The organism is Bradyrhizobium sp. USDA 4341 (assembly GCF_054063755.1).
Window position 1 is genome coordinate 6,082,674 of sequence record NZ_JBSSGO010000002.1, and the last position, 18,699, is coordinate 6,101,372.

The 18,699-nt window shown below is 65.7% G+C and carries 18 protein-coding genes; 6 read left to right on the forward strand and 12 right to left on the reverse strand.

Annotated elements, in window-relative coordinates:
- Positions 1-14 precede the first annotated feature (14 nt).
- Positions 15-1,229 carry an MFS transporter gene (locus ACVIGB_RS34860; protein ID WP_456719253.1) on the forward strand — a complete coding sequence of 405 codons (1,215 nt, stop codon included), beginning with the start codon at positions 15-17 and terminating at the stop codon, positions 1,227-1,229.
- A 294-nt stretch (positions 1,230-1,523) separates the two neighbouring features.
- On the opposite strand, the gene ACVIGB_RS34865 is transcribed toward ACVIGB_RS34860, so the two are convergent.
- Positions 1,524-1,961, reverse strand: coding sequence for a helix-turn-helix domain-containing protein (locus ACVIGB_RS34865; protein WP_456719252.1), 438 nt, complete (start codon positions 1,959-1,961; stop codon positions 1,524-1,526).
- Between the two features lie 95 nt (positions 1,962-2,056).
- On the opposite strand from ACVIGB_RS34865, the gene ACVIGB_RS34870 reads away from it, so the two are divergent.
- On the forward strand, positions 2,057-2,920 hold the full coding sequence (locus ACVIGB_RS34870) for a class I SAM-dependent methyltransferase (RefSeq protein WP_456719251.1): 864 nt from the start codon (positions 2,057-2,059) through the stop codon (positions 2,918-2,920).
- Complete coding sequence (locus tag ACVIGB_RS34875; protein WP_456719250.1) at positions 2,913-3,416, forward strand: DUF2938 domain-containing protein; 504 nt, start codon at positions 2,913-2,915, stop codon at positions 3,414-3,416. Before ACVIGB_RS34870 ends, ACVIGB_RS34875 begins: the two co-directional genes overlap by 8 nt.
- A gap of 224 nt (positions 3,417-3,640) precedes the next feature.
- Here the strand turns inward: ACVIGB_RS34875 and ACVIGB_RS34880 are convergent, their stop codons facing one another.
- Positions 3,641-4,135, reverse strand: coding sequence for a VOC family protein (locus ACVIGB_RS34880; RefSeq protein ID WP_456719249.1), 495 nt, complete (start codon positions 4,133-4,135; stop codon positions 3,641-3,643).
- 134 nt (positions 4,136-4,269) lie between these two features.
- Complete coding sequence (locus ACVIGB_RS34885; protein WP_342725934.1) at positions 4,270-4,815, reverse strand: carboxymuconolactone decarboxylase family protein; 546 nt, start codon at positions 4,813-4,815, stop codon at positions 4,270-4,272.
- Positions 4,816-4,983: 168 nt separating this feature from the next.
- On the opposite strand from ACVIGB_RS34885, the gene ACVIGB_RS34890 reads away from it, so the two are divergent.
- Positions 4,984-6,168 carry an acyl-CoA dehydrogenase family protein gene (locus tag ACVIGB_RS34890; protein WP_456719248.1) on the forward strand — a complete coding sequence of 395 codons (1,185 nt, stop codon included), beginning with the start codon at positions 4,984-4,986 and terminating at the stop codon, positions 6,166-6,168.
- 164 nt (positions 6,169-6,332) lie between these two features.
- Positions 6,333-7,472: an acyl-CoA dehydrogenase family protein gene (locus ACVIGB_RS34895; RefSeq protein WP_456719247.1), complete on the forward strand. Its 1,140-nt coding sequence runs from the start codon at positions 6,333-6,335 to the stop codon at positions 7,470-7,472.
- A gap of 256 nt (positions 7,473-7,728) precedes the next feature.
- Here ACVIGB_RS34895 and ACVIGB_RS34900 read toward each other — a convergent pair whose 3' ends face one another.
- From ACVIGB_RS34900 to ACVIGB_RS34940, 9 genes are all read right to left on the reverse strand, one after another.
- A complete protein-coding gene (locus ACVIGB_RS34900; RefSeq protein ID WP_092122571.1) occupies positions 7,729-8,766 on the reverse strand; it encodes an amino acid ABC transporter substrate-binding protein in 1,038 nt (345 codons plus the stop codon).
- Between the two features lie 63 nt (positions 8,767-8,829).
- Positions 8,830-9,423: a L,D-transpeptidase gene (locus tag ACVIGB_RS34905; RefSeq protein ID WP_223974718.1), complete on the reverse strand. Its 594-nt coding sequence runs from the start codon at positions 9,421-9,423 to the stop codon at positions 8,830-8,832.
- 165 nt (positions 9,424-9,588) lie between these two features.
- On the reverse strand, positions 9,589-9,717 hold the full coding sequence (locus ACVIGB_RS34910) for a DUF2474 domain-containing protein (RefSeq protein WP_092122578.1): 129 nt from the start codon (positions 9,715-9,717) through the stop codon (positions 9,589-9,591).
- Between the two features lie 101 nt (positions 9,718-9,818).
- Complete coding sequence (gene cydB / locus ACVIGB_RS34915; protein ID WP_456719246.1) at positions 9,819-10,829, reverse strand: cytochrome d ubiquinol oxidase subunit II; 1,011 nt, start codon at positions 10,827-10,829, stop codon at positions 9,819-9,821.
- Positions 10,826-12,232, reverse strand: coding sequence for a cytochrome ubiquinol oxidase subunit I (locus ACVIGB_RS34920; RefSeq protein ID WP_456719245.1), 1,407 nt, complete (start codon positions 12,230-12,232; stop codon positions 10,826-10,828). The genes cydB and ACVIGB_RS34920 overlap by 4 nt, the downstream gene beginning before the upstream one ends.
- Before the next feature lie 119 nt (positions 12,233-12,351).
- Complete coding sequence (locus tag ACVIGB_RS34925) at positions 12,352-12,930, reverse strand: thioredoxin family protein (RefSeq protein WP_092122584.1); 579 nt, start codon at positions 12,928-12,930, stop codon at positions 12,352-12,354.
- An 18-nt stretch (positions 12,931-12,948) separates the two neighbouring features.
- Entirely contained in the window at positions 12,949-13,644 is a 696-nt protein-coding gene (locus ACVIGB_RS34930; RefSeq protein ID WP_456719244.1) for a cytochrome c biogenesis CcdA family protein, read from the reverse strand.
- A 415-nt stretch (positions 13,645-14,059) separates the two neighbouring features.
- Positions 14,060-14,671 carry a sigma-70 family RNA polymerase sigma factor gene (locus tag ACVIGB_RS34935; RefSeq protein WP_092122590.1) on the reverse strand — a complete coding sequence of 204 codons (612 nt, stop codon included), beginning with the start codon at positions 14,669-14,671 and terminating at the stop codon, positions 14,060-14,062.
- A 246-nt stretch (positions 14,672-14,917) separates the two neighbouring features.
- Entirely contained in the window at positions 14,918-15,985 is a 1,068-nt protein-coding gene (locus ACVIGB_RS34940) for an acyltransferase family protein (protein WP_456719243.1), read from the reverse strand.
- Positions 15,986-16,208: 223 nt separating this feature from the next.
- Between ACVIGB_RS34940 and hrpB the strand changes: the two genes are divergently transcribed.
- Positions 16,209-18,677, forward strand: a complete 2,469-nt coding sequence (gene hrpB, locus ACVIGB_RS34945) for an ATP-dependent helicase HrpB (RefSeq protein ID WP_456719242.1) — start codon at positions 16,209-16,211, stop codon at positions 18,675-18,677.
- Positions 18,678-18,699: the final 22 nt, after the last annotated feature.

The window sequence follows — 18,699 nt, forward strand, 5'->3', positions numbered from 1 at the left end:
AGCAAGAGCAAGAAATGGACGCATCATCACCCACGCTGCATGACGAATCTTCGCTCGGTTACGAGGGCTGGCGCATCGTCGTCGTCTGCTTCCTGCTTGCGACCTTCGGCTGGGGATTGGGCTTCTATGGACAGAGCGTCTACGTCGCCGAGCTGCAGCGGCTGCACGGTTGGCCGGCGTCGCTGATCTCGTCGGGCACGACCTTCTTCTATTTGTTCGGCGCCGCGCTGGTGGCCTTCGTCAGCGAGGCGATCAAGGCGTTCGGTGCGCGCAGCTGCCTGATCGCGGGCACCCTCGCGATGGCGGTCGCCGCGGTTGCGATCGGCGAGGTGCGTGAGCCCTGGCAGCTCTATCTCGCCGATGCACTATTGGCGTTCGGCTGGGCCGGCACCAGCCTCGGCATCATCACCAACACGCTCGGCCTGTGGTTCGACAAGAAGCGCGGCATGGCGATCAGCCTGGCGCTGAACGGTGCGAGTTTTGGCGGGATTATCGGCGTGCCGCTGCTGGTGGCGGGGATCGGCACTTTCGGCTTCTCCGGCGCGATGATCGCGGCCGCCGTGCTGCTCGTCGTGGTGATGGTGCCGGTCATCCTGGTCTTCGTCGGGCGGCCACCGGTGCATCTGCATGCGGTGACTTCAGCGGCGGCCGATGCGCCGTCGGCGACCCAGGTGCGCGCCCGGGCACTGCGCGACATCCGTTTCCTCTCGGTCTCGATCGCCTTCGCGCTGGTGCTGTTCGCCCAGGTCGGCTTCATCGTGCATCTGATCGCCTATCTCGATCAGGTGATCGGGCGCGAGCGCGCGACGGTGGCGATGGCGCTGTTGACCGCGATGGCGGTGGTCGGCCGGGTCTCGTTCTCCTTCGTGATCGACCGGCTCAACCAGCGGCTGGCGTCGGCGCTGTCCTTTGTCAGCCAGGCGATCGCGCTCGTCATCATCATCAATGTGCACAACGACGTCGCGCAGATCGCCGCCTGCGCGCTGTTCGGCTTCTCGGTCGGCAATCTGATCACGCTGCCGGCGCTGATCGTGCAGCGCGAATTCGATCCGCGCGCATTCGGCGTGCTGGTCAGCCTGATCACCGCGATCAACCAGATCACCTACGCCTTCGGCCCCGGCGTGATCGGGCTGCTGCACGACCTCTCCGGCAGCTACACGCTGCCGTTCTACGGCTGTATCGGTCTCGAACTGATCGCGGCGGTGACGATCATGATGAAAGCGAAGTAGCCCCGTTGGCTCCATCCGAGCTACCTTTTCCACCTCCCCTTGAAAAGGGGAGGTCGCTTTGCTCGCAGAGCAAAGCGGGTGGGGATTCGCTCTCTCCACTTGCAGCAGAGCCCGCGGCTGACCCCATCCCGACCTTCCCCCTTTCAGGGGGAAGGGGAATAAAGACCTGTAGTAGCCTGTAGCCCGGATGAGCCAACGGGTCGCGCGAACGCGCGCCCGATGACAGGCTCCGCGATATCCGGGACCGGTCCTTGAACTTGCGCCGGACCCCGGATGTCGCTTCGCTCATCCGGGCTACGATTTCTTCCGTGATCGCCGCACCTTCTTCGGCTCGCCGATCTTGCCGGCCGCTGCGACCCGCAGCAGGCGTCGGAAGGTCGGACATTCCATGTGGCTCGGCGCGGGACAGACGGCGGCGTGGCGCAGGCCGTCGCGCATCGCGTTGAGGCGGCGGATGGTGCGGTCGAGGTCGTCGGCCTTGGCAGCCAGCATCTTCCGGTCGATGCGCGGCCTGCCGTCGGGTGCGAACATTCTCGCGATCTCGTCGAGCGAGAAGCCGGAGGCGCGCCCGAGCGCGATCAGCGCCAGCCGGTCCAGCACGGCCGGATCGAACAGCCGGCGCAGCCCGCGCCGTCCATGCGAGGCGATCAGTCCTTTTTCCTCGTAGAAGCGCAAAGTCGAGGCGCGAACGCCCGACAATTGCGCCACCTCCGCGATGTCGATGTCCCGCATGGCCTTGACCTCAAGTTCACTTGAACTGGCAGTGTGCCGCCAGGCGCTTGCCTAAGGCAAGCATCAGGACGGGCAAATAGCAAAAGGACGAGATCATGAGTATCGCACCGCAGGCCGGGGACGAGCAGGCCAAACTCTGGAACGGCGCTGCCGGGCGCGCCTGGCTCGAGACACGTGACGTGCTGGAAGGGATGTTCAAGCCGCTTGAAGAGCTGCTGGTTCGGGCGGTGGCCGATGCCGCGGCCGGCCATGTGCTCGATATCGGCTGCGGCACGGGCGCCACGACATTCGCCGCCGCTCACGTGCTCGGCCCGCAGGGGCATTGCACCGGCATCGACATCTCCGAACCGATGATCGCGGCGGCGCGTGACCGCGCGGAGCGGGAAGCGCGGCCTGCCGACTTCATTTGCGCCGACGCGCAGACCCATGTCTTTGCGCCGGCGAGCTTCGACATCATCATCTCGCGTCTCGGCGTGATGTTCTTTGCCGATCCGGTGCAGGCCTTCGCCAATCTGCGCCGCGCGGCCCGGCCGGGTGCGGCGCTCCGCTTCATCGCGTGGCGCGGCGCGGCCGAGAACCCGTTCATGACGACGGCGGAGCGGGCGGCGAGGCCGCTGCTGCCGGATCTCCCGCCGCGGCGTCCCGACGCGCCGGGGCAGTTCGGCTTCGCGGACCGGGAGCGGGTCGAGCGCATCCTGGAAGACAGCGGCTGGGACGCGATCGCGATCGAGCCGATCGATGTCGCCTTGAGCTTTCCGGCATCGGAGCTCACCCGCTATGTGAGCTGGCTCGGCCCGGTCGGCACGATGCTGCAGGGCGTGGAAGAACAGCGTCGCACGCAGGTGATCGAAACCGTGCGCGCTGCCTTCGATCGCTTCATCCACGGGACCGAAATTCGCTTCACCGCGGCCTGCTGGATGGTTGCAGCGCGAGCACCGGTGGAGGCTGCGCATGGTTGACGCCATGGATTTTCTGGCGCGCGCGGTGCTGATCGGGACCGGCGCGACGGTCGTGATGGATATCTGGGGACTGGTCCGCAAGCTCCTGCTCGGCATCCCGCCGCTGGACTATGCGCTGGTCGGCCGGTGGCTCGGCCATCTCGCATCCGGGCGCCTGCGCCATGATCGCATCGCGGCGTCGCCGCCGGTCGCGGGCGAACCGGCGATCGGATGGGCGGCGCATTATCTGATCGGGATCGGCTTTGCCGGCGTGCTGCTTGCGATCTTCGGCCTTGAGTGGGCGCGGCAGCCCAGCATCGCTCCGGCCTTGATGGTCGGGATCGGCAGCGTGGCCGCACCGTTCCTGGTGATGCAGCCCGCGATGGGCGCGGGCTTTGCCGCGAGCCGAACGCCCCATCCATGGGCCGCGCGGCTGCAGAGCCTCCTGACGCATGCGGTGTTTGGTATTGGGCTCTACGCGGCTGGCTGGATCGCGCGCCTCTTGCTGCACCCGTAGCCCCGTTGGCTCCGCCCGATCTACCTTTCCACCTCCCCTTGAAAAGGGGAGGTCGCTTTGCTCGCAGAGCAAAGCGGGTGGGGATCTGCTCTCTCCGCTTGCAGCAGAGCCCGCGGCTGACCCCCATCCCGACCTTCCCCCTTTCAGGGGGAAGGGGAACAAAGACCTGTAGCCCGGACGCGACGAAGCGCGATCCCGGCCACGAAATTATCCGACTTGCGGAATTACGCCGCCCGCTGCTTCAGCAGATCCTCGAGGTCCAGCCGGCGCGTGAACATCGAAAGCTTGCCGTCCGCGCTGCGCGGCCATTCGGCTTCGGGTCGGTCCCAATAGAGCTCGACGCCGTTCTCGTCGGGGTCGCGCAGGTAGAGCGCCTGGCTGACGCCGTGGTCGCTGGCGCCGTCGAGCTGGATACCGGCCGACAGCACGCGATGCAGCGCATCGGCGAGTGCCGGGCGGGTCGGATAAAGGATGGCGGTGTGGAACAGGCCGGTGGTGCCCGGCGGCGGCGGATGGCCGCCCTTGCTCTCCCAGGTGTTGAGGCCGATGTGGTGGTGATAGCCGCCGGCCGAGATGAAGGCCGCGTCCGTGCCCATGCGCTGCTGCAACTCGAAACCGAGCACGCCGCAATAGAAGCCGAGCGCCCGCTCGAGATCGGCGACCTTGAGGTGGACATGCCCGATCCGCGTGCCCGCGACGATGGGGGGATTTTCCGGCACGAGCTGGCTCCGTTGGCATCAATGCCGTGCCGTCAGGGGCAAGGCTTCGTCGCCTGATATAGTCCGGATTTGCCGGGGCCGGAGCATGCATCCTGAAACCCAGCGTTTCCGAACGGCGCCACGGTCGGCTGAACCTAGCAGAGCTCCGACAACTCGCCGCCCGGCAGCTGGAAATCGAACGTGTTCAGCGTCATCGACACCATGGTGTAGTAGCCGCAGAGGCCGATCACCTCGACCAGGCCGCGCAGGCTCAGCACCTCGACCGCCTCGTCATACAGTCCCTTCGGCAGGCCATGACCTTCGTGCAGCGCCTTGGCGACGTCGTAGATCATCCTGGCCTTGGGATCGTCGAAAGTCGGCGTCCGGCGCACCCGAATGTCCTCGATGATCTTCGGATCGAGGCCGCCCTTCAGCGCAAGGCGCTTGTGGGCATACCATTCGTAATGCGCGGTCCAGTGCCGCGCGGTGACGAGGATCGCGATCTCCGACAGCTTCGGCGGGAAGACCGTGTCGAAGCGCAGCACCTCGCCGAGCCGCGTGGCATGCCGCGCCATCTCCGGGCTGTTCAGCCAGGCCATCATCGGTGCCGGCGGCGCGCCGCGCTTGCCCGAGATCGACTCGTCGTAGGTTTCTTTCTGGGCGGGGTTCATTTCGCTAGGCGAAAGCAGCTTCAGCCGCATGTCTGTTTCCTCTTGTTTTTCAATCGTTACCCCGTCTCGGCGATACACCCGATCGCGTGAGGGGAGTAGCGGCGCCAGAGCATGGCGCGGCTGCGAGGCATATTGAACTCCGCGGCCGCGCGGGGCTAAGGTCGATTCCAATTCGACGATTTTGACTGGAAACGCACCATGGCTGACCTTGAGAAATTCCGCGCCGAGACCCGCGCCTGGCTGGAGCAGAACTGCCCGGCGGAGATGCGCAAACCGATGACCTCCGATGGCGACACCTTCTGGGGTGGCCGCAACACGAAATTCTCGTCGGACGCGCAGCGGGTCTGGTTCGAGCGGATGCGCGACAAGGGTTGGACCGTGCCGCATTGGCCGAAGGAATATGGCGGCGGCGGCCTCGACGGCGAGGAGGCCAAGATCGTGCGCCAGGAGATGGCGGCTATCGGCTCGCGCCAGCCGCTGACCTCGTTCGGCATCTCGATGCTCGGACCGGCGCTGCTGAAATACGGCACTGAGGAGCAGAAGAGAGAGCATCTGCCGAAGATTACCGCAGGCCTGATCCGCTGGTGCCAGGGCTATTCCGAGCCGAACGCGGGCTCCGACCTCGCCTCGCTGCAGACCCGTGCGGTCGGCGACGGCGACGACTACATCATCAACGGCCAGAAGATCTGGACGTCCTACGCCAATTACGCCGACTGGATCTTCTGCCTGGTGCGCACCGATCCCGCGGCCAAGAAGCACGACGGCATCAGCTTCATTCTCTTCGACATGACGTCGAAGGGGGTATCCACGAAGCCGATCCTGCTGATCTCGGGCTATTCGCCGTTCTGCGAAACCTTCTTCGACAATGTCCGCGTGCCGAAGTCGCACGTCGTGGGCACCGTCAATCGCGGCTGGGACGTCGCGAAATATCTGCTGCAGCACGAGCGCGCGATGATCTCGGGCATGGGCGAGCGCGGCGTCGGCCGTCCGCTCGGTCAGATCGCGGCCGACTCGGTCGGCGCGGACGCGCAAGGCAGGCTTGACGACGCCCAGCTGCGCAGCCAGATCGCGAACTTCGAGGTCGACGAGGCCGCGCTCGCCGCGGCGGCGGAGCGCGCGGTCGATCTCGCCAAGGCCGGGCAATCGCATCCGGCGTTCTCGTCGGCGATGAAATACTACGGCACCGAGCTCAACAAGCGGCGCTACGAGATCCTGATGTCGGCGGGCGGCATCGACGCGCTGGAATGGGAGAGCGACCGTTCCAGGGGCGGCGCCCGTCCGCGCGCCTGGCTGCGCACCAAGGCCAACTCGATCGAGGGCGGCACCTCGGAGGTGATGCTCGGCATCGTCGCCAAGCGCATCCTCGATCTGCCGGGGGCGTGAGGCACCGTTTCACCACGCGTCATTCCGGGATGGCCCAAAGGGCCAGGCCCGGAATCCATAACCACGATCGAGAGTATGGATTCCGGGCTCGCGACTATGTCGCGCCCCGGAATGACGAACTCAACATCGTCTGAATTTGAATTATCGAAGAGCGGAATCCATCCATGGCCCTCGTCCTCACCGAAGAACAATCCATGCTGCGCGACAGTGCGCGCGGTCTCATCAGCGACAAGGCGCCGGTGGCGCATCTGCGCGCTTTGCGCGACAGCAAGGACACCACCGGCTTCTCGCGCGAGCTCTGGAAGACCTTTGCCGAGATGGGCTTCTCCGGCCTCTTGGTGCCGGACACCTTCGGCGGCAGCGGGCTCGGCTGCGTCGAGGCCGGCATTGTCATGGAGGAGATCGGCCGCACCTTGATGCCCTCGCCATTCCTCGCGACCTCGGTGCTTGCGGCCTCAGCGCTGTCGCGCGGCGGCAGCGAGGCGCAGAAGGCGCAGCATCTGCCGAAGATCGCCGACGGCTCGCTGCTCGCGGCGCTCGCGATCGATGAGGGTGCGAAACATCGCCCGCTGCAGACGAAACTGCAGGCCACGCGGTCCGGCAACGGCTTCAAGCTGTCCGGCGACAAGGCCTTCGTGGTCGACGGCCATACCGCTGATCTGCTGATCGTCGCGGCGCGCACGGCCGGCAGCGCCGGCGACAAGAACGGGTTGACGCTGTTCCTGGTCGATCCGAAGGCGAAGGGCCTCGCGGTCGAGCGCACCGCGATGGTCGATTCGCACAACGCCGCTCGCATCGTGTTCGACAATGTCGAGGTCAATGCCGACAGCGTGCTCGGCGAGGTCGACCAGGGCTTTGGGCTGCTCGAGGGCGTGCTCAACATCGGCCGCGGCGCCGTCGCATCCGAAATGGTCGGTCTCTCCGACGAGGTGTTCGGCCGCACCGTGACTTATCTTAAGGAGCGCAAGCAGTTCGGCAAGGCGATCGGCGAATTCCAGGCGCTGCAGCACCGCGCCGCCGAGCTCTACATCGATATCGAGATCACCCGCGCCGCCGTTCTCAAGGCGCTGCAGGCGCTGGATGCCGATCTGGGCAAGGCGGGCAATGCGGTCGCGGTCGCCAAGGCGCGCGCCGGCACCACCGCGACGCTGGCCGTCCAGGAGGGCGTGCAGATGCATGGCGGCATGGGCATGACCGACCAGTTCGACATCGGCTTCTTCATGAAGCGCGCCCGCGTCTGCCAGGAGCTGTTCGGCGACAGCAATTTTCACACCGACCAGCTGGCGAGCGGCAAGGGGTACTGAGCGAGGGCGACGGCGCCGCCACGCAACACACTGTCATCGCCCGGCTCGACCGGGCGATCCAGTATTCCAGAGACGCCGGTGCTTGAATCGAGAAGCCGCGGCGTACTGGATCACCCGCTTTCGCGAAAGCGGGTGATGACAATTGCGTGGCAGATCGCGCCGTCATTGCGAGCGAAGCGAAGCAATCCATCTCTCCACCTGTGGTGAAATGGATTGCTTCGTCGCTATCGCTCCTCGCAATGACGCCGGAGAGAGCTCACCGAATCGGCGGCGCGTACTGGACGCCGCCGGCGTTCCAGAGCTGGTTCATGCCGCGCGGAATCTTCAGCCTGGAATCGGCGCCGACGTTGCGGTCGTAGACCTCGCCGTAATTGCCGACATGGCGGATGATGCGCACGGCCCAGTCCTTGGTCAGGCCGAGATCCTCGCCATAGGAGCCTTCGGTGCCGACCAGCCGCATCACCTCCGGCTTCTTCGACTTCAGCGCCTCGTCGATATTCTTCGAGGTGATGCCGAGTTCTTCGGCGTTGATCATGGCGTAGAGCGTCCACTTCACGATCATCATCCAGTCGTCGTCGCGCAGCCGGACCACCGGCGCCAGCGGCTCCTTGGAGATGATGTCGGCGAGGATGGTGTGGTCGCTCGGCTTGGAGAGGTTGAGCCGCAGCGCATAGAGCTGCGAGGCGTCCGACGTCAGCGTGTCGCACTGGCCGGTGTCATAGGCCTTCACGACGTCCTCCAGCTTGTCGAACTTCATCTCCGTGTACTTCATGTTGTTGGCACGGAAATAGTCGGCGAGGTTGAGCTGCGTCGTGGTGTTGGCCTGCACGCAGACCTTGCTGCCGTTCAGGTCGAGCGCGGAATCGATGTTGCGCGAGCGCGGCAGCATGAAGCCCTGGCCGTCATAATAGGCGACCGCCGGGAAATAGAGGTCGTAATTGGTCTCGCGCGACATGCTCCAGGTGGAGTTGCGCGAAAGGATGTCGACCTTGCGGTTCTGCAGCTCCTTGAAGCGCTCGCTGGCGTCGAGCGGAACGAACTTCGCCTTCGACGGATCGTCGAAGATCGCCGAGGCCACCGCGCGGCAGAAGTCGACGTCGAAGCCGGTCCAGTTGCCCTTGTCGTCGGGGATCGAGAAGCCCGGCAGGCCCTTGTTGACGCCGCACAGCACGTCACCGCGGCGGACGGTGCGTTTCAAGGTGCGGGTGTCGTAACGCTCATAGGTGATGGCGGCGGCCGCAACCAGCGCGGCGACCGCGAGCCCGATCGTCAGGCCGCCTCGAAATGTACGCATGGGTTCTCTCTCGCGAATGATCGGGGAAAAACAGGTCGGATATCGAAGGCGGGTGGGTCGAGATTACAGTTCGGGCTTCTGCCGGATGATCACCTTGGTGCCGACCGGAACGCGATTGTAGAGATCGGCGACGTCGGCATTGACCAGGCGGAAGCAGCCGGACGAGATGGCGGTGCCGATGGTGTCGGGCCGGTTGGTGCCGTGGATGCGGTACACGGTGGTGCCGAGATACATCGCGCGCGCGCCGAGCGGATTGCCCGGGCCGCCCGCCATGAAGCGCGGCAGATAGGGCTGGCGGGCGATCATTTCCGGCGGCGGGGTCCAATCCGGCCACTCGGCCTTGCGGGTGATGGTCACCAGCCCCTGCCACGTGAAGCCGTCGCGGCCGACGCCGATGCCGTAGCGGAGCGCGCGGCCGTTGCCTTGCACGAGGTAGAGATGGCGTTCGGCGGTGGAGACGATGATGGTGCCCGGCGCCTCATTGGTCCGGTAGTACACGACCTGCTTCTGCCATTCCGGGTCGAGCTCGTAGCTGTCGTCGGCGACCAGGCCCGGCTCGTCGGCGTCCGGGCGGTTTTGGGCAAAGCCTTGCGACGTCGACAGCACGAGCGCGCCCGTGGCGATCAACATCCAGACCAGGTGACGAAGTTTCGTCATGCAAAGCTCTCCTTGTTGGCCCAGCGGCCAATGGCTCCACTCAAATCGCGGCAGCATCAAATCTCAGCGGCAGCTTGATGGCAAGTTTAGGGCGGGCGTCACACTATATCACTGTAATGCTTCTGTTTTTTGTCATTGCACCCGCGGCACGCCGCGTGGGCGGCGTTATTTCGGCGCAATCCAGAGTCGCAACGCGAAAGAGACCAGGGTCACGGTACCGACGCCGCCGAGCCAGAGCGCTGCGAACCACAACAGGCGCTGGCCGAGCGGTCGCTGATTCGGCACGAGAGCCATTTCCGTTCCGATGGAATCGGAACGAGGCTCTCGATTCTCTTTTTGACGCGTTTTCTTGACGCGAACCGGAATCCACTTCGCTGGAAAACGCTCTGGTGGCATCAGTGGTATCCGTGGCCGGCGCGCACCTTGCCGCGGAACACCCAATAGGCCCAGGCGGTGTAGCCGAGGATCAGCGGCACCAGGATCGAGACCCCGAACAGCATGAAGATCTGGCTGTTCGCCGGCGACGCCGCCTGCCAGATCGTGATGCTCTGCGGCACGATGTACGGGTACATGCTGATGCCGAGCCCGGCATAGGACAGTGCGAACAGGGCGAGCGTCAGGAAGAACGGCTGGTGGTCGTTCTTGTTGCTGAGGGCGCGCAGCAGCAGTGCGGTGACGGCGGCGACCGCGATCGGCACCGGCGCGGTGAGGATGATGTTGGGCCAGGCGAACCACCGCTGGGTGTACTGCACGGCCAGGAACGGCGTTGCGATGCTGACGGCGCCGATCGCGCACAGCATCGCGACCAACAACATCCAGCTCAGATGATAGGCGCGCTCGCGCAGTTCGCCTTCGGTCTTCATCACCAGCCAGGTCGCCCCCAGCAGCGCATAGCCGATCACCAGCGCTATGCCGGTCAGGACGCTGAACGGCGTCAGCCAATCCCACCAGCCGCCGCCATAGTGGCGCCCGTCGACATGGATGCCCTGCAGGATGGCGCCGAGCGCGATCCCCTGCGCCAGCGTCGCGACCAGCGAACCGCCGGCGAAGGCGAGGTCCCATTTGTTGCGCGCCTTCTGGGTCCGCCAGCGGAATTCGAAGGCGACGCCGCGGAACACGAGTCCGAGCAGCATCGCGATCATCGGCGTATAGAGCGCCGGCATCAGCACCGCATAGGCCAGCGGAAACGCCGCCATCATGCCGCCGCCGCCAAGCACCAGCCAGGTCTCGTTGCCGTCCCACACCGGCGCCACCGTGTTCATGATGACGTCGCGATCGGCCTTTTGCGGGAACAGCGGAAACAGGATGCCGAGGCCGAGATCGAAGCCGTCCATCACGACATAGACGAACACGGCGAAGGCGATGATGAAGGCCCAGATCGTGGTCAGATCGGCGGCGAAGCTCATCGCGCGCCCCCCACGGCTGCACCTGCCGCCGGCGTGATGCCGGCAGCACGGGCGGGAAGGTCTTTTGTCGGGCCTTGCTCGCCGGGATGCGGCGGCTGCGCCATCAGACGCAGGATGTAGATCACGCCCGCGGTGAACACGGCAAAATAGACGATGATGAAGGCGATCAGCGACGAGCCCACCGCCGGCGCTGCCAGCGGCGATACCGAATCGGTGGTGCGCAGCAGCCCGTAGACGGTGAACGGTTGCCGCCCGGTCTCCGTGGTGATCCAGCCGGCGAGCACCGCGATGAAGCCCGCCGGGCCCATCAGGACCGCGAAGCGATGCAGCAGCTGCGACTGGTACATCATGCCGCGCCAGCGCATCAGCAGGCTGAACAGGCCGAGCCCCAGGATCAGGAAGCCGAGCCCGACCATGATGCGGAACGACCAGAAGGTAATCGGCACCGGCGGCCAGTTCTCGCGCGGCACGGTGTCGAGGCCGGCGAGCGGCGCATCGAGCGAGTGCTTCAGGATCAGCGACGACAGTTTCGGCACCTCGATCGCATACTTCACCTTCGCTTCGGCCTGGTCGGGCCAGCCGAACAGGATCAGCGGCGCACCGTCCTTGTGGCTTTGATAATGGCCTTCCATCGCCATCACCTTGGCCGGCTGGTGCTCCAGCGTGTTGAGGCCGTGCTGGTCGCCGGCGAGGATCTGGATCGGCGCCACCAGGGTTGCCATCCACATCGCCATCGAGAACATCACGCGCGGGCCGGCGAGATGCTGGTCGCGCAGCAGGTGCCAGGCACCGACCCCGCCGACCACGAGCGAGGTGGTGAGATACGCCGCCAGCACCATGTGCACGAGGCGATAGGGAAAGGACGGATTGAAGATCACCTTCAGCCAGTCGGCGGCGACGAACTGGCCGTCGGCATTGACGGCCTGACCAGTCGGCGTCTGCATCCAGGAATTGGCCGACAGAATCCAGAACGCCGAGATCAGCGTGCCGATCGCGACCATCAGCGTCGCCACGAAATGCAGCCTGGGGCCGACGCGTTCGAGCCCGAACAGCATCACGCCGAGAAAGCCCGCCTCAAGGAAGAATGCGGTCAGGACCTCATAGGCCATCAGCGGGCCGATCACCGGCCCGGTCTTGTCGGCAAAGGACGACCAGTTGGTACCGAACTGGTAGGACATCACGATGCCCGAGACCACGCCCATGCCGAACGCGACCGCGAAGATCTTCAGCCAGTAATTGAACAGGTTGATGTAGACCTCGCGGCCGGTGGCAAGCCACAGCGCTTCCAGCACCGCAAGGTAGCTCGCAAGCCCGATCGAGAATGCGGGAAACACGATGTGGAACGACATCGTGAAAGCGAATTGCGCGCGGGCGAGTACGACCGCATCCCAGCCTTCGAACATCACGCACCGTCCGTCGTCAATTTCGGGCGCGATCACGTTCGGGATCGCGCATTCCCGGCGTTGAGCCTATCATGCCGGGAATGACGGCGGATTGTCCAATTAGCTGACAAATTGTCCAATCAGCTATTGGCGTTGAGCAGCCGGGCGACGGTGCGGTCGATCTCGTCGTACTGGCCCTCGCCGGCATGCTGGAACACGATCTTGCCGTTCTGGTCGATGATGTATTGCGCCGGCCAATACTGGTTGCCGTAGGCGTTCCAGGTCTGCGAATTGTTGTCCTGCGCCACCGGATAGAGAATGCCGTGCCGCTTCAGCGCCGCCTGCACGTTGGAGGCCGAATGCTCGAACGGGAATTCCGGCGTGTGGACCCCGATCACGACGAGGCCGCGATCCCGGTACTTTGAATAAAGTTGGGTGACGTGCGGCAGCGTGTTGACGCAGTTGACGCAGCCATAGGTCCAGAAATCCACCAGCACGACCTTGCCGCGCAGGTCGGCAAGCTTGAGCGGCTGCGAATTGAACCAGTTGCTGAGGCCGGCGAATTCGGGCGCGGTCTGACTCTGCGCGGTGGTCATCGCGGTGGCCATCGGGACGGGCACGGCCGGCGCGTTGGACTCGGTGCAGAGGCCGGGGATGACGGCGCCGCCGAGGCCAAGGCCCGCAACCAGGGTCGATACAGCAATCAAGCGCAGGGACATCGATCTCTCCTTATGAGCTCACAGGCCGATCTGGCCGTTGGGATAGAACTGGGTCAGCCACGCCACGATCAGCGTGTCGTATTGCAGGTAGGACAGCGCGGCGAAGGCGATGATCACGACGCCAAAGCCTTGCTGCAGGCGCGGCGCGATCCGCGCCATGCTGCGCACGCGGGTGGTCACGGCCTGCCCGCCATAGGCAATGGCAAGCATCGGGATCGCGGCGCCGATCGCATAGGTGACGAGCTGCAGGCTCGCCCACGCCGTGTCCTTCGAGGTCGCGACGATGGTCAGGATCGAGCCGAGCACGGGACCGGCGCACGGCGTCCAGACCAGGCCGAGCGTGCTGCCGAGCACGAAGCCGCCGAACAGGCTTTGTGCCGGCGCGGCCTGACTGATGTTGCCGGCGGCGCCGGTCAGCCGGATCGACAGCCATTCGAACGGCGCCGGCCAGATCATCAGGAGGCCGAAGCCCGCGAGCAGCGCGGCTGCGCCGGTCCGCAGCAGGTTCGGATCGAAGTCGAAGGCGCGCGTGATCGCGCTCAGCAGCAATGCCACCGCAGAGAATGACATCACGAAGCCGAGCGCGATCATCGCGGGCCGCGCCTTGCCGGTCTGGCCTATCGATACCCCAAGCAGGATTGGCAGCATCGGCAGGGTGCAAGGGGCGGCGACGGTGGCGACACCGGCAAGCAGGGCAAGGGCAAGGCTGAGCATCGTCGTCCGTCCATCAGAAGTCCCGGCACGCCAGAGGGCCGTGCCGGGTACGCCTGATGTTCTTCGCCAGGACGGCGTTGGCCGTTACGGCGGAGCAGTCCCAAGCGCCGTCACGTCCGTGTGAGACGAGCCGTGCTCGGCCTCACGACCGCGCGCCAAAAACAGAGCGACCCGGCTGGGGGGCATCCCGGCCGGGTCGTTGGAGGTTACTTGGGAGGTTAGAACTAGGGAGGTATCGAAACTTGGGTCAGTGAATTGGGGTTGGGGTTGCGTCGTTGGATATGGGTATAGAGATCGCGTTTTTCCGGGTGATGTCGTCGATTGTTTCAATTGTTTCGTCGCCGAACTTTTTTGGCTTCGTGGACAATTGCCCGGGTTGCTTGATCTCCTCCTAAATAGCTGGATTTGCTTTACTTTAGGCCGCGACGCTGTCCACGCCGGCGCCCCTCAGGAGGTCGGCGAGCTGCTTGCGGGCATAGAACATGCGGGTCTTCACCGTGCTCTGCGGGATACCGATGATCTGGCCGGCCTCCTCGACCGACTTCTCATGGTAGTAGACCAGATTGATGATCTCGCGGTGGGCCGGCGACAGCTTGGCCACGCAGGCGCGCAGGATCTCGCTGGTGGTGGCGCGATCGAGCGATGTTTCCGGCGTATCGGCACCGTCGGCGATCTCCAGCACGTCGTCCTGGTCGATGTCCTCATGCCTGCGCTGACGCAGCGCGGTCAGCGCCTTGAAGCGGGCGATCGACAGCAGCCAGGTCGAGACCTGCGAGCGACCCTCGAACTGGGCCGCGGTGCGCCAGACGTCGAGGAACACCTGGCTGACCAGGTCCTCGGCCATCGTGGTGTCGCGCACCATGCGGAGCACGAAGCGGTAAACCCGGACGTTGTGACGGGCATAGAGCGTGTGCATCGAGGTGCGGTTATTCTTGGCGATATGCGCGAGCAGCGTTTCATCCGAGGTCGCGCGTGCAGCGTCGATGTGCTTCTTGGCTGCAGAGTTGATGGCGATGACGTTCGGCATGACAGGCTCCCAGTTCGCCGTTGGGCGGCGGTTCGTTGGGAGAATTGTTAGTTAGCGCCCGTTTCCGGATGTCTGCGCGAAAAGCGGAAAATGGTTTCGTGACCGGGAGAATTGTTTCGTCGCGGCCCCGGCGACGAAACATTCGGGACCAAAAAGCCAGTCATTTCAACATACGGAAAATTGGAATGGCCGGATTCGCCGCTGTCGGAACGAATCCGGCCCATGACTTCCGGCACTGCCCGCGGTCTATTCGGCCGCCTGCAGCGAGGGCGCTGGCTTTTTCGGGGCAATCCAGAACGCGTCGGGCCGCTCGAACAGGAAATTGGCCCGGGCCGCCAGCGCCAGCCGCCAGATCAGCAGCGCGCCGGCGATGCCGGCCGCGGTGACGATCAGCGCGACCAGGCCGATGTCGTGGATGACATCGAACCGCAGCAGAAGGGTGCGCGTCGCGGCCATCGGCAGGAAGAAGGCGAGGTAGATCACGATCGAGTGCTCGCCGCAGAAGCGCAGGAAGCCGGGCCAGTGCGCGCGCGCCAGCAGCGTGCCGGTCACGATGATCGCGCAGGCGCCGGCCAGGCCGAGGGCCAGCGAGACGACCGGCCATTCACTGATATCGAGCGCGACCAGGCTGCCATTGACGAGCGCCCAGAGCCCAAGCCCGAGCAGCGCAAATGCGGGCCGCGCCCGCGCACGGTCCGACAACGCGAACACGTAAGCAGCGAGCACATAGCCGGTGAAGAAGTAGACGAAGCGGGCGCAGAACTCGTCGATCACGGTCCAGCCGGTCACGACATGCGCGCTCTCCAGCGCCGCGGCAACGAGCCAGATCGCGAGCGGGTGGACATTGCGCGTGAGCTTGGTGACGACGAAGAAGATCGGCAGCAGATAGATGAACCACAGCGTGCCGAACGGCTCGATGAAGGCCTCGAGATATTGCAGCCCGACCGCGGCCCAGCCTGCCTCAGCGGCCAGCGACGGTGCCTTGAAGCCGAACTGGATCGTCACCCACAGCACGTAGAAATAGGCGAAGTGCATCACCTTGCGGTCGAGATAGGTGCGCCAATCGCGATCGATCACGACCGACAGGAACAGCCCCGAGATCAGGAAGAAGTCCGGCATCCGGAACGGCTTCGCGAACATCACGACATAATGCATGAAGCCGGTCTGCTCGAAGGCCTTCTCGACCCCCAGCACCGAATGCATCATCACGACCATGACGATGCAGATGCCCTTGGCATAGTCGACCCAATCGACGCGCGCGGCCGCGTTCCCGGCGGAACGATCTGTCGCAGCCTGTGTGCCGTTTGTGGTCATCCTTGTCCCGTTCCCGTGTGATCGGGCTCATCATCGGCCTGATCGGTTGCTTTCTCCTTTATCCATACAAAGGATGTGCCGCCGAAGGCGGACCTTTCCCCGGTTCCCTGTAACCGGCGAATGGTCTAAGAGGCCCGGAAACCCCAAGCGAATCCTGAGCGAATCCGGGGTTCGTTAACCACAGGACGCAGGTCGGCCGAGGCCGCTGCCGCGATGAGACTCCTTGCCGCACCATTTCGATAGCCCGCTGCCGATCGACGCCGTGCTGGATGAGCTCGACCGCACGCTCGATCGCCACAATGCCGCCGTGCTGGTCGCGCCGCCGGGCGCCGGCAAGACCACGCGCGTGCCGCTGGCGTTGCTCGACGCGCCGTGGGCCAAAGGCAAGAAGATCATCGTGCTGGAGCCGCGCCGCATCGCCGCGCGCGCCAGCGCCGAGCGGATGGCGAAGACGCTCGGCGAGCGTCCCGGAGAGACCGTCGGCTATCGGGTGCGCTTCGGCTCAAAGGTGTCGCGCGCGACGCGGATCGAAGTCGTCACCGAGGGCATCTTCTCGCGCCAGATCCTCGACGATCCCGAGCTCACCGGCGTCGCCGCGGTGCTGTTCGACGAATTCCACGAGCGCTCGCTCGATGCCGATCTCGGGCTGGCGCTGGCGCGCGACGCGCAAACCGGCCTGCGCGAGGACCTGCGCATCCTCGTGATGTCGGCAACGCTCGATGGCGCGCGTGTTGCGCGGCTGCTCGGCGACGCGCCTGTCGTCGAGAGCGAGGGCCGCGCCTTTCCGGTGGAGACCCGCTATGTCGGCCGCAAGGTCGACGCGCCGCTGGAGCGGCAGATGGCCGAGACGATCGCGACCGCGCTGCGTGCCGATGCCGGCTCGGTGCTTGCCTTCCTGCCGGGCGCGGCCGAGATCCGCCGCACCCAGACCTTCCTCGCCGAACGCGTCCACGATGCTTCGGTCGAGATCGTGCCGCTGTTCGGCGCGCTCGATGCGGCCGTGCAGGATCGCGCCATCGCGCCGGCGCCGAAGGGGATCCGCAAGGTGGTGCTGGCGACCTCGATCGCCGAGACCTCGCTGACCATCGAGGGCGTGCGCATTGTGGTCGATTGCGGCCTGGCGCGGGTGCCGCGTTACGAGCCGGATATTGCGCTGACCCGGCTCGAGACGGTGCGGGCCTCGCGCGCCGCGGTCGATCAGCGGCGCGGCCGCGCCGGCCGTACCGAGCCCGGCGTCTGCTACCGTCTCTGGGACGAGCCGCAGACCGCGTCGCTTCCGGCCTACACCTCGCCCGAGATCCTCTCCGCCGATCTGTCGTCGCTGGTGCTCGACCTCGCGCAATGGGGCGTCAGCGATCCCGCAAGCCTTGCCTTCCTCGATCCGCCGCCCGGGCCCGCGCTGAAGGAAGCGAGATCGCTGCTCGGTGAGCTCGGTGCGCTCGACGGTGACGGCCGCATCACCGAGGAGGGCAAGAGCCTGCGCGCGCTGGCGCTGCCGCCGCGGCTGGCGCGCATGATCGTGGATTCCGCGCGGTTTGGCGCAGGCAAGGAGGCGGCCGAGATTGCCGCCGTGCTAAGCGAGCGCGGGCTCGGCGGTGACAGCGTCGATCTCGACCACAGGCTCGACCAGTTCCGCCGCGACCGCTCGCAGCGGGCATCGAGCGCGCGCAGCATGGCCGCGCGCTGGGCTTCGCAGGTGAAGGCGGCGGTGAGCGAGCAGAAGGATCTCTCCACCGGCGTCATGCTGGCCTTCGCATTCCCGGATCGTGTCGCGAAGAACCGCGGCAATGGCAGCTTCGTGCTGGCCAATGGCCGCGGCGCTGCCGTGGAGCAGACCGCGGCGCTGGCGCGGCTGCCCTATATCGCGGTTGCCGAACTGACCGGCACGGCGGCGAGCGGCCGCATCCTGCTGGCGGCGCCGATCACCCAGGACGAGATCGAGCAGCGCTTCGCCGATCAGATCGAAAACGTCGAAGAGGTGACGTTCGACCGCGGCGCGATGGCGCTGCGCGCGCGCCGCCGGCGTTCGCTGCACGCGATCACGCTGTCGGAGGCGCCGATGCCGCTCAAGCCATCGGCCGAGACCGCGCGTGTGTTCGCCGACGGCCTGATCGCGGCCGGGCTCGACCGGCTGCCGTGGTCGAAGCATTCGAAGCAGTGGCGCGACCGAATCATGTTTCTGCGCAAGGCCGAGGACGACAGCTGGCCCGATCTGTCGGACGCGGCACTCGCCGCGCGGGCCGACGACTGGCTGGTGCCCGCCCTCTACGACAAGACCGCGCTGAAGGATCTGTCCGCCGGCGACCTGTCGGACGCGTTGATGACGCTGTTGCCGTGGGACTTGCGGGCGCGGCTCGATCGCGAGGCGCCGACGCATTTCGAGGCGCCGACCGGGACGCAGCTTGCGATCGATTACGAGGCCGAGCAGGGCCCGACCATCGCGGTGCGGCTGCAGGAGCTGTTCGGGCTCAACACTCATCCCTCGATCGCCAAGGGCGCGGTGCCGCTGGTGCTGGAACTGCTGTCGCCGGCGCAGCGGCCGGTGCAGGTGACGCGCGATCTGCCGGGTTTTTGGCGCGGCAGTTACGCTGCGGTGCGTTCCGACCTGCGCGGCCGCTATCCGCGCCATCCCTGGCCGGAAGATCCCGCCAGCGCGATGCCGACCAGGCGCGTGAAACCGCGCGGCACTTGATATCAGCGCAAACGCGCAGCTT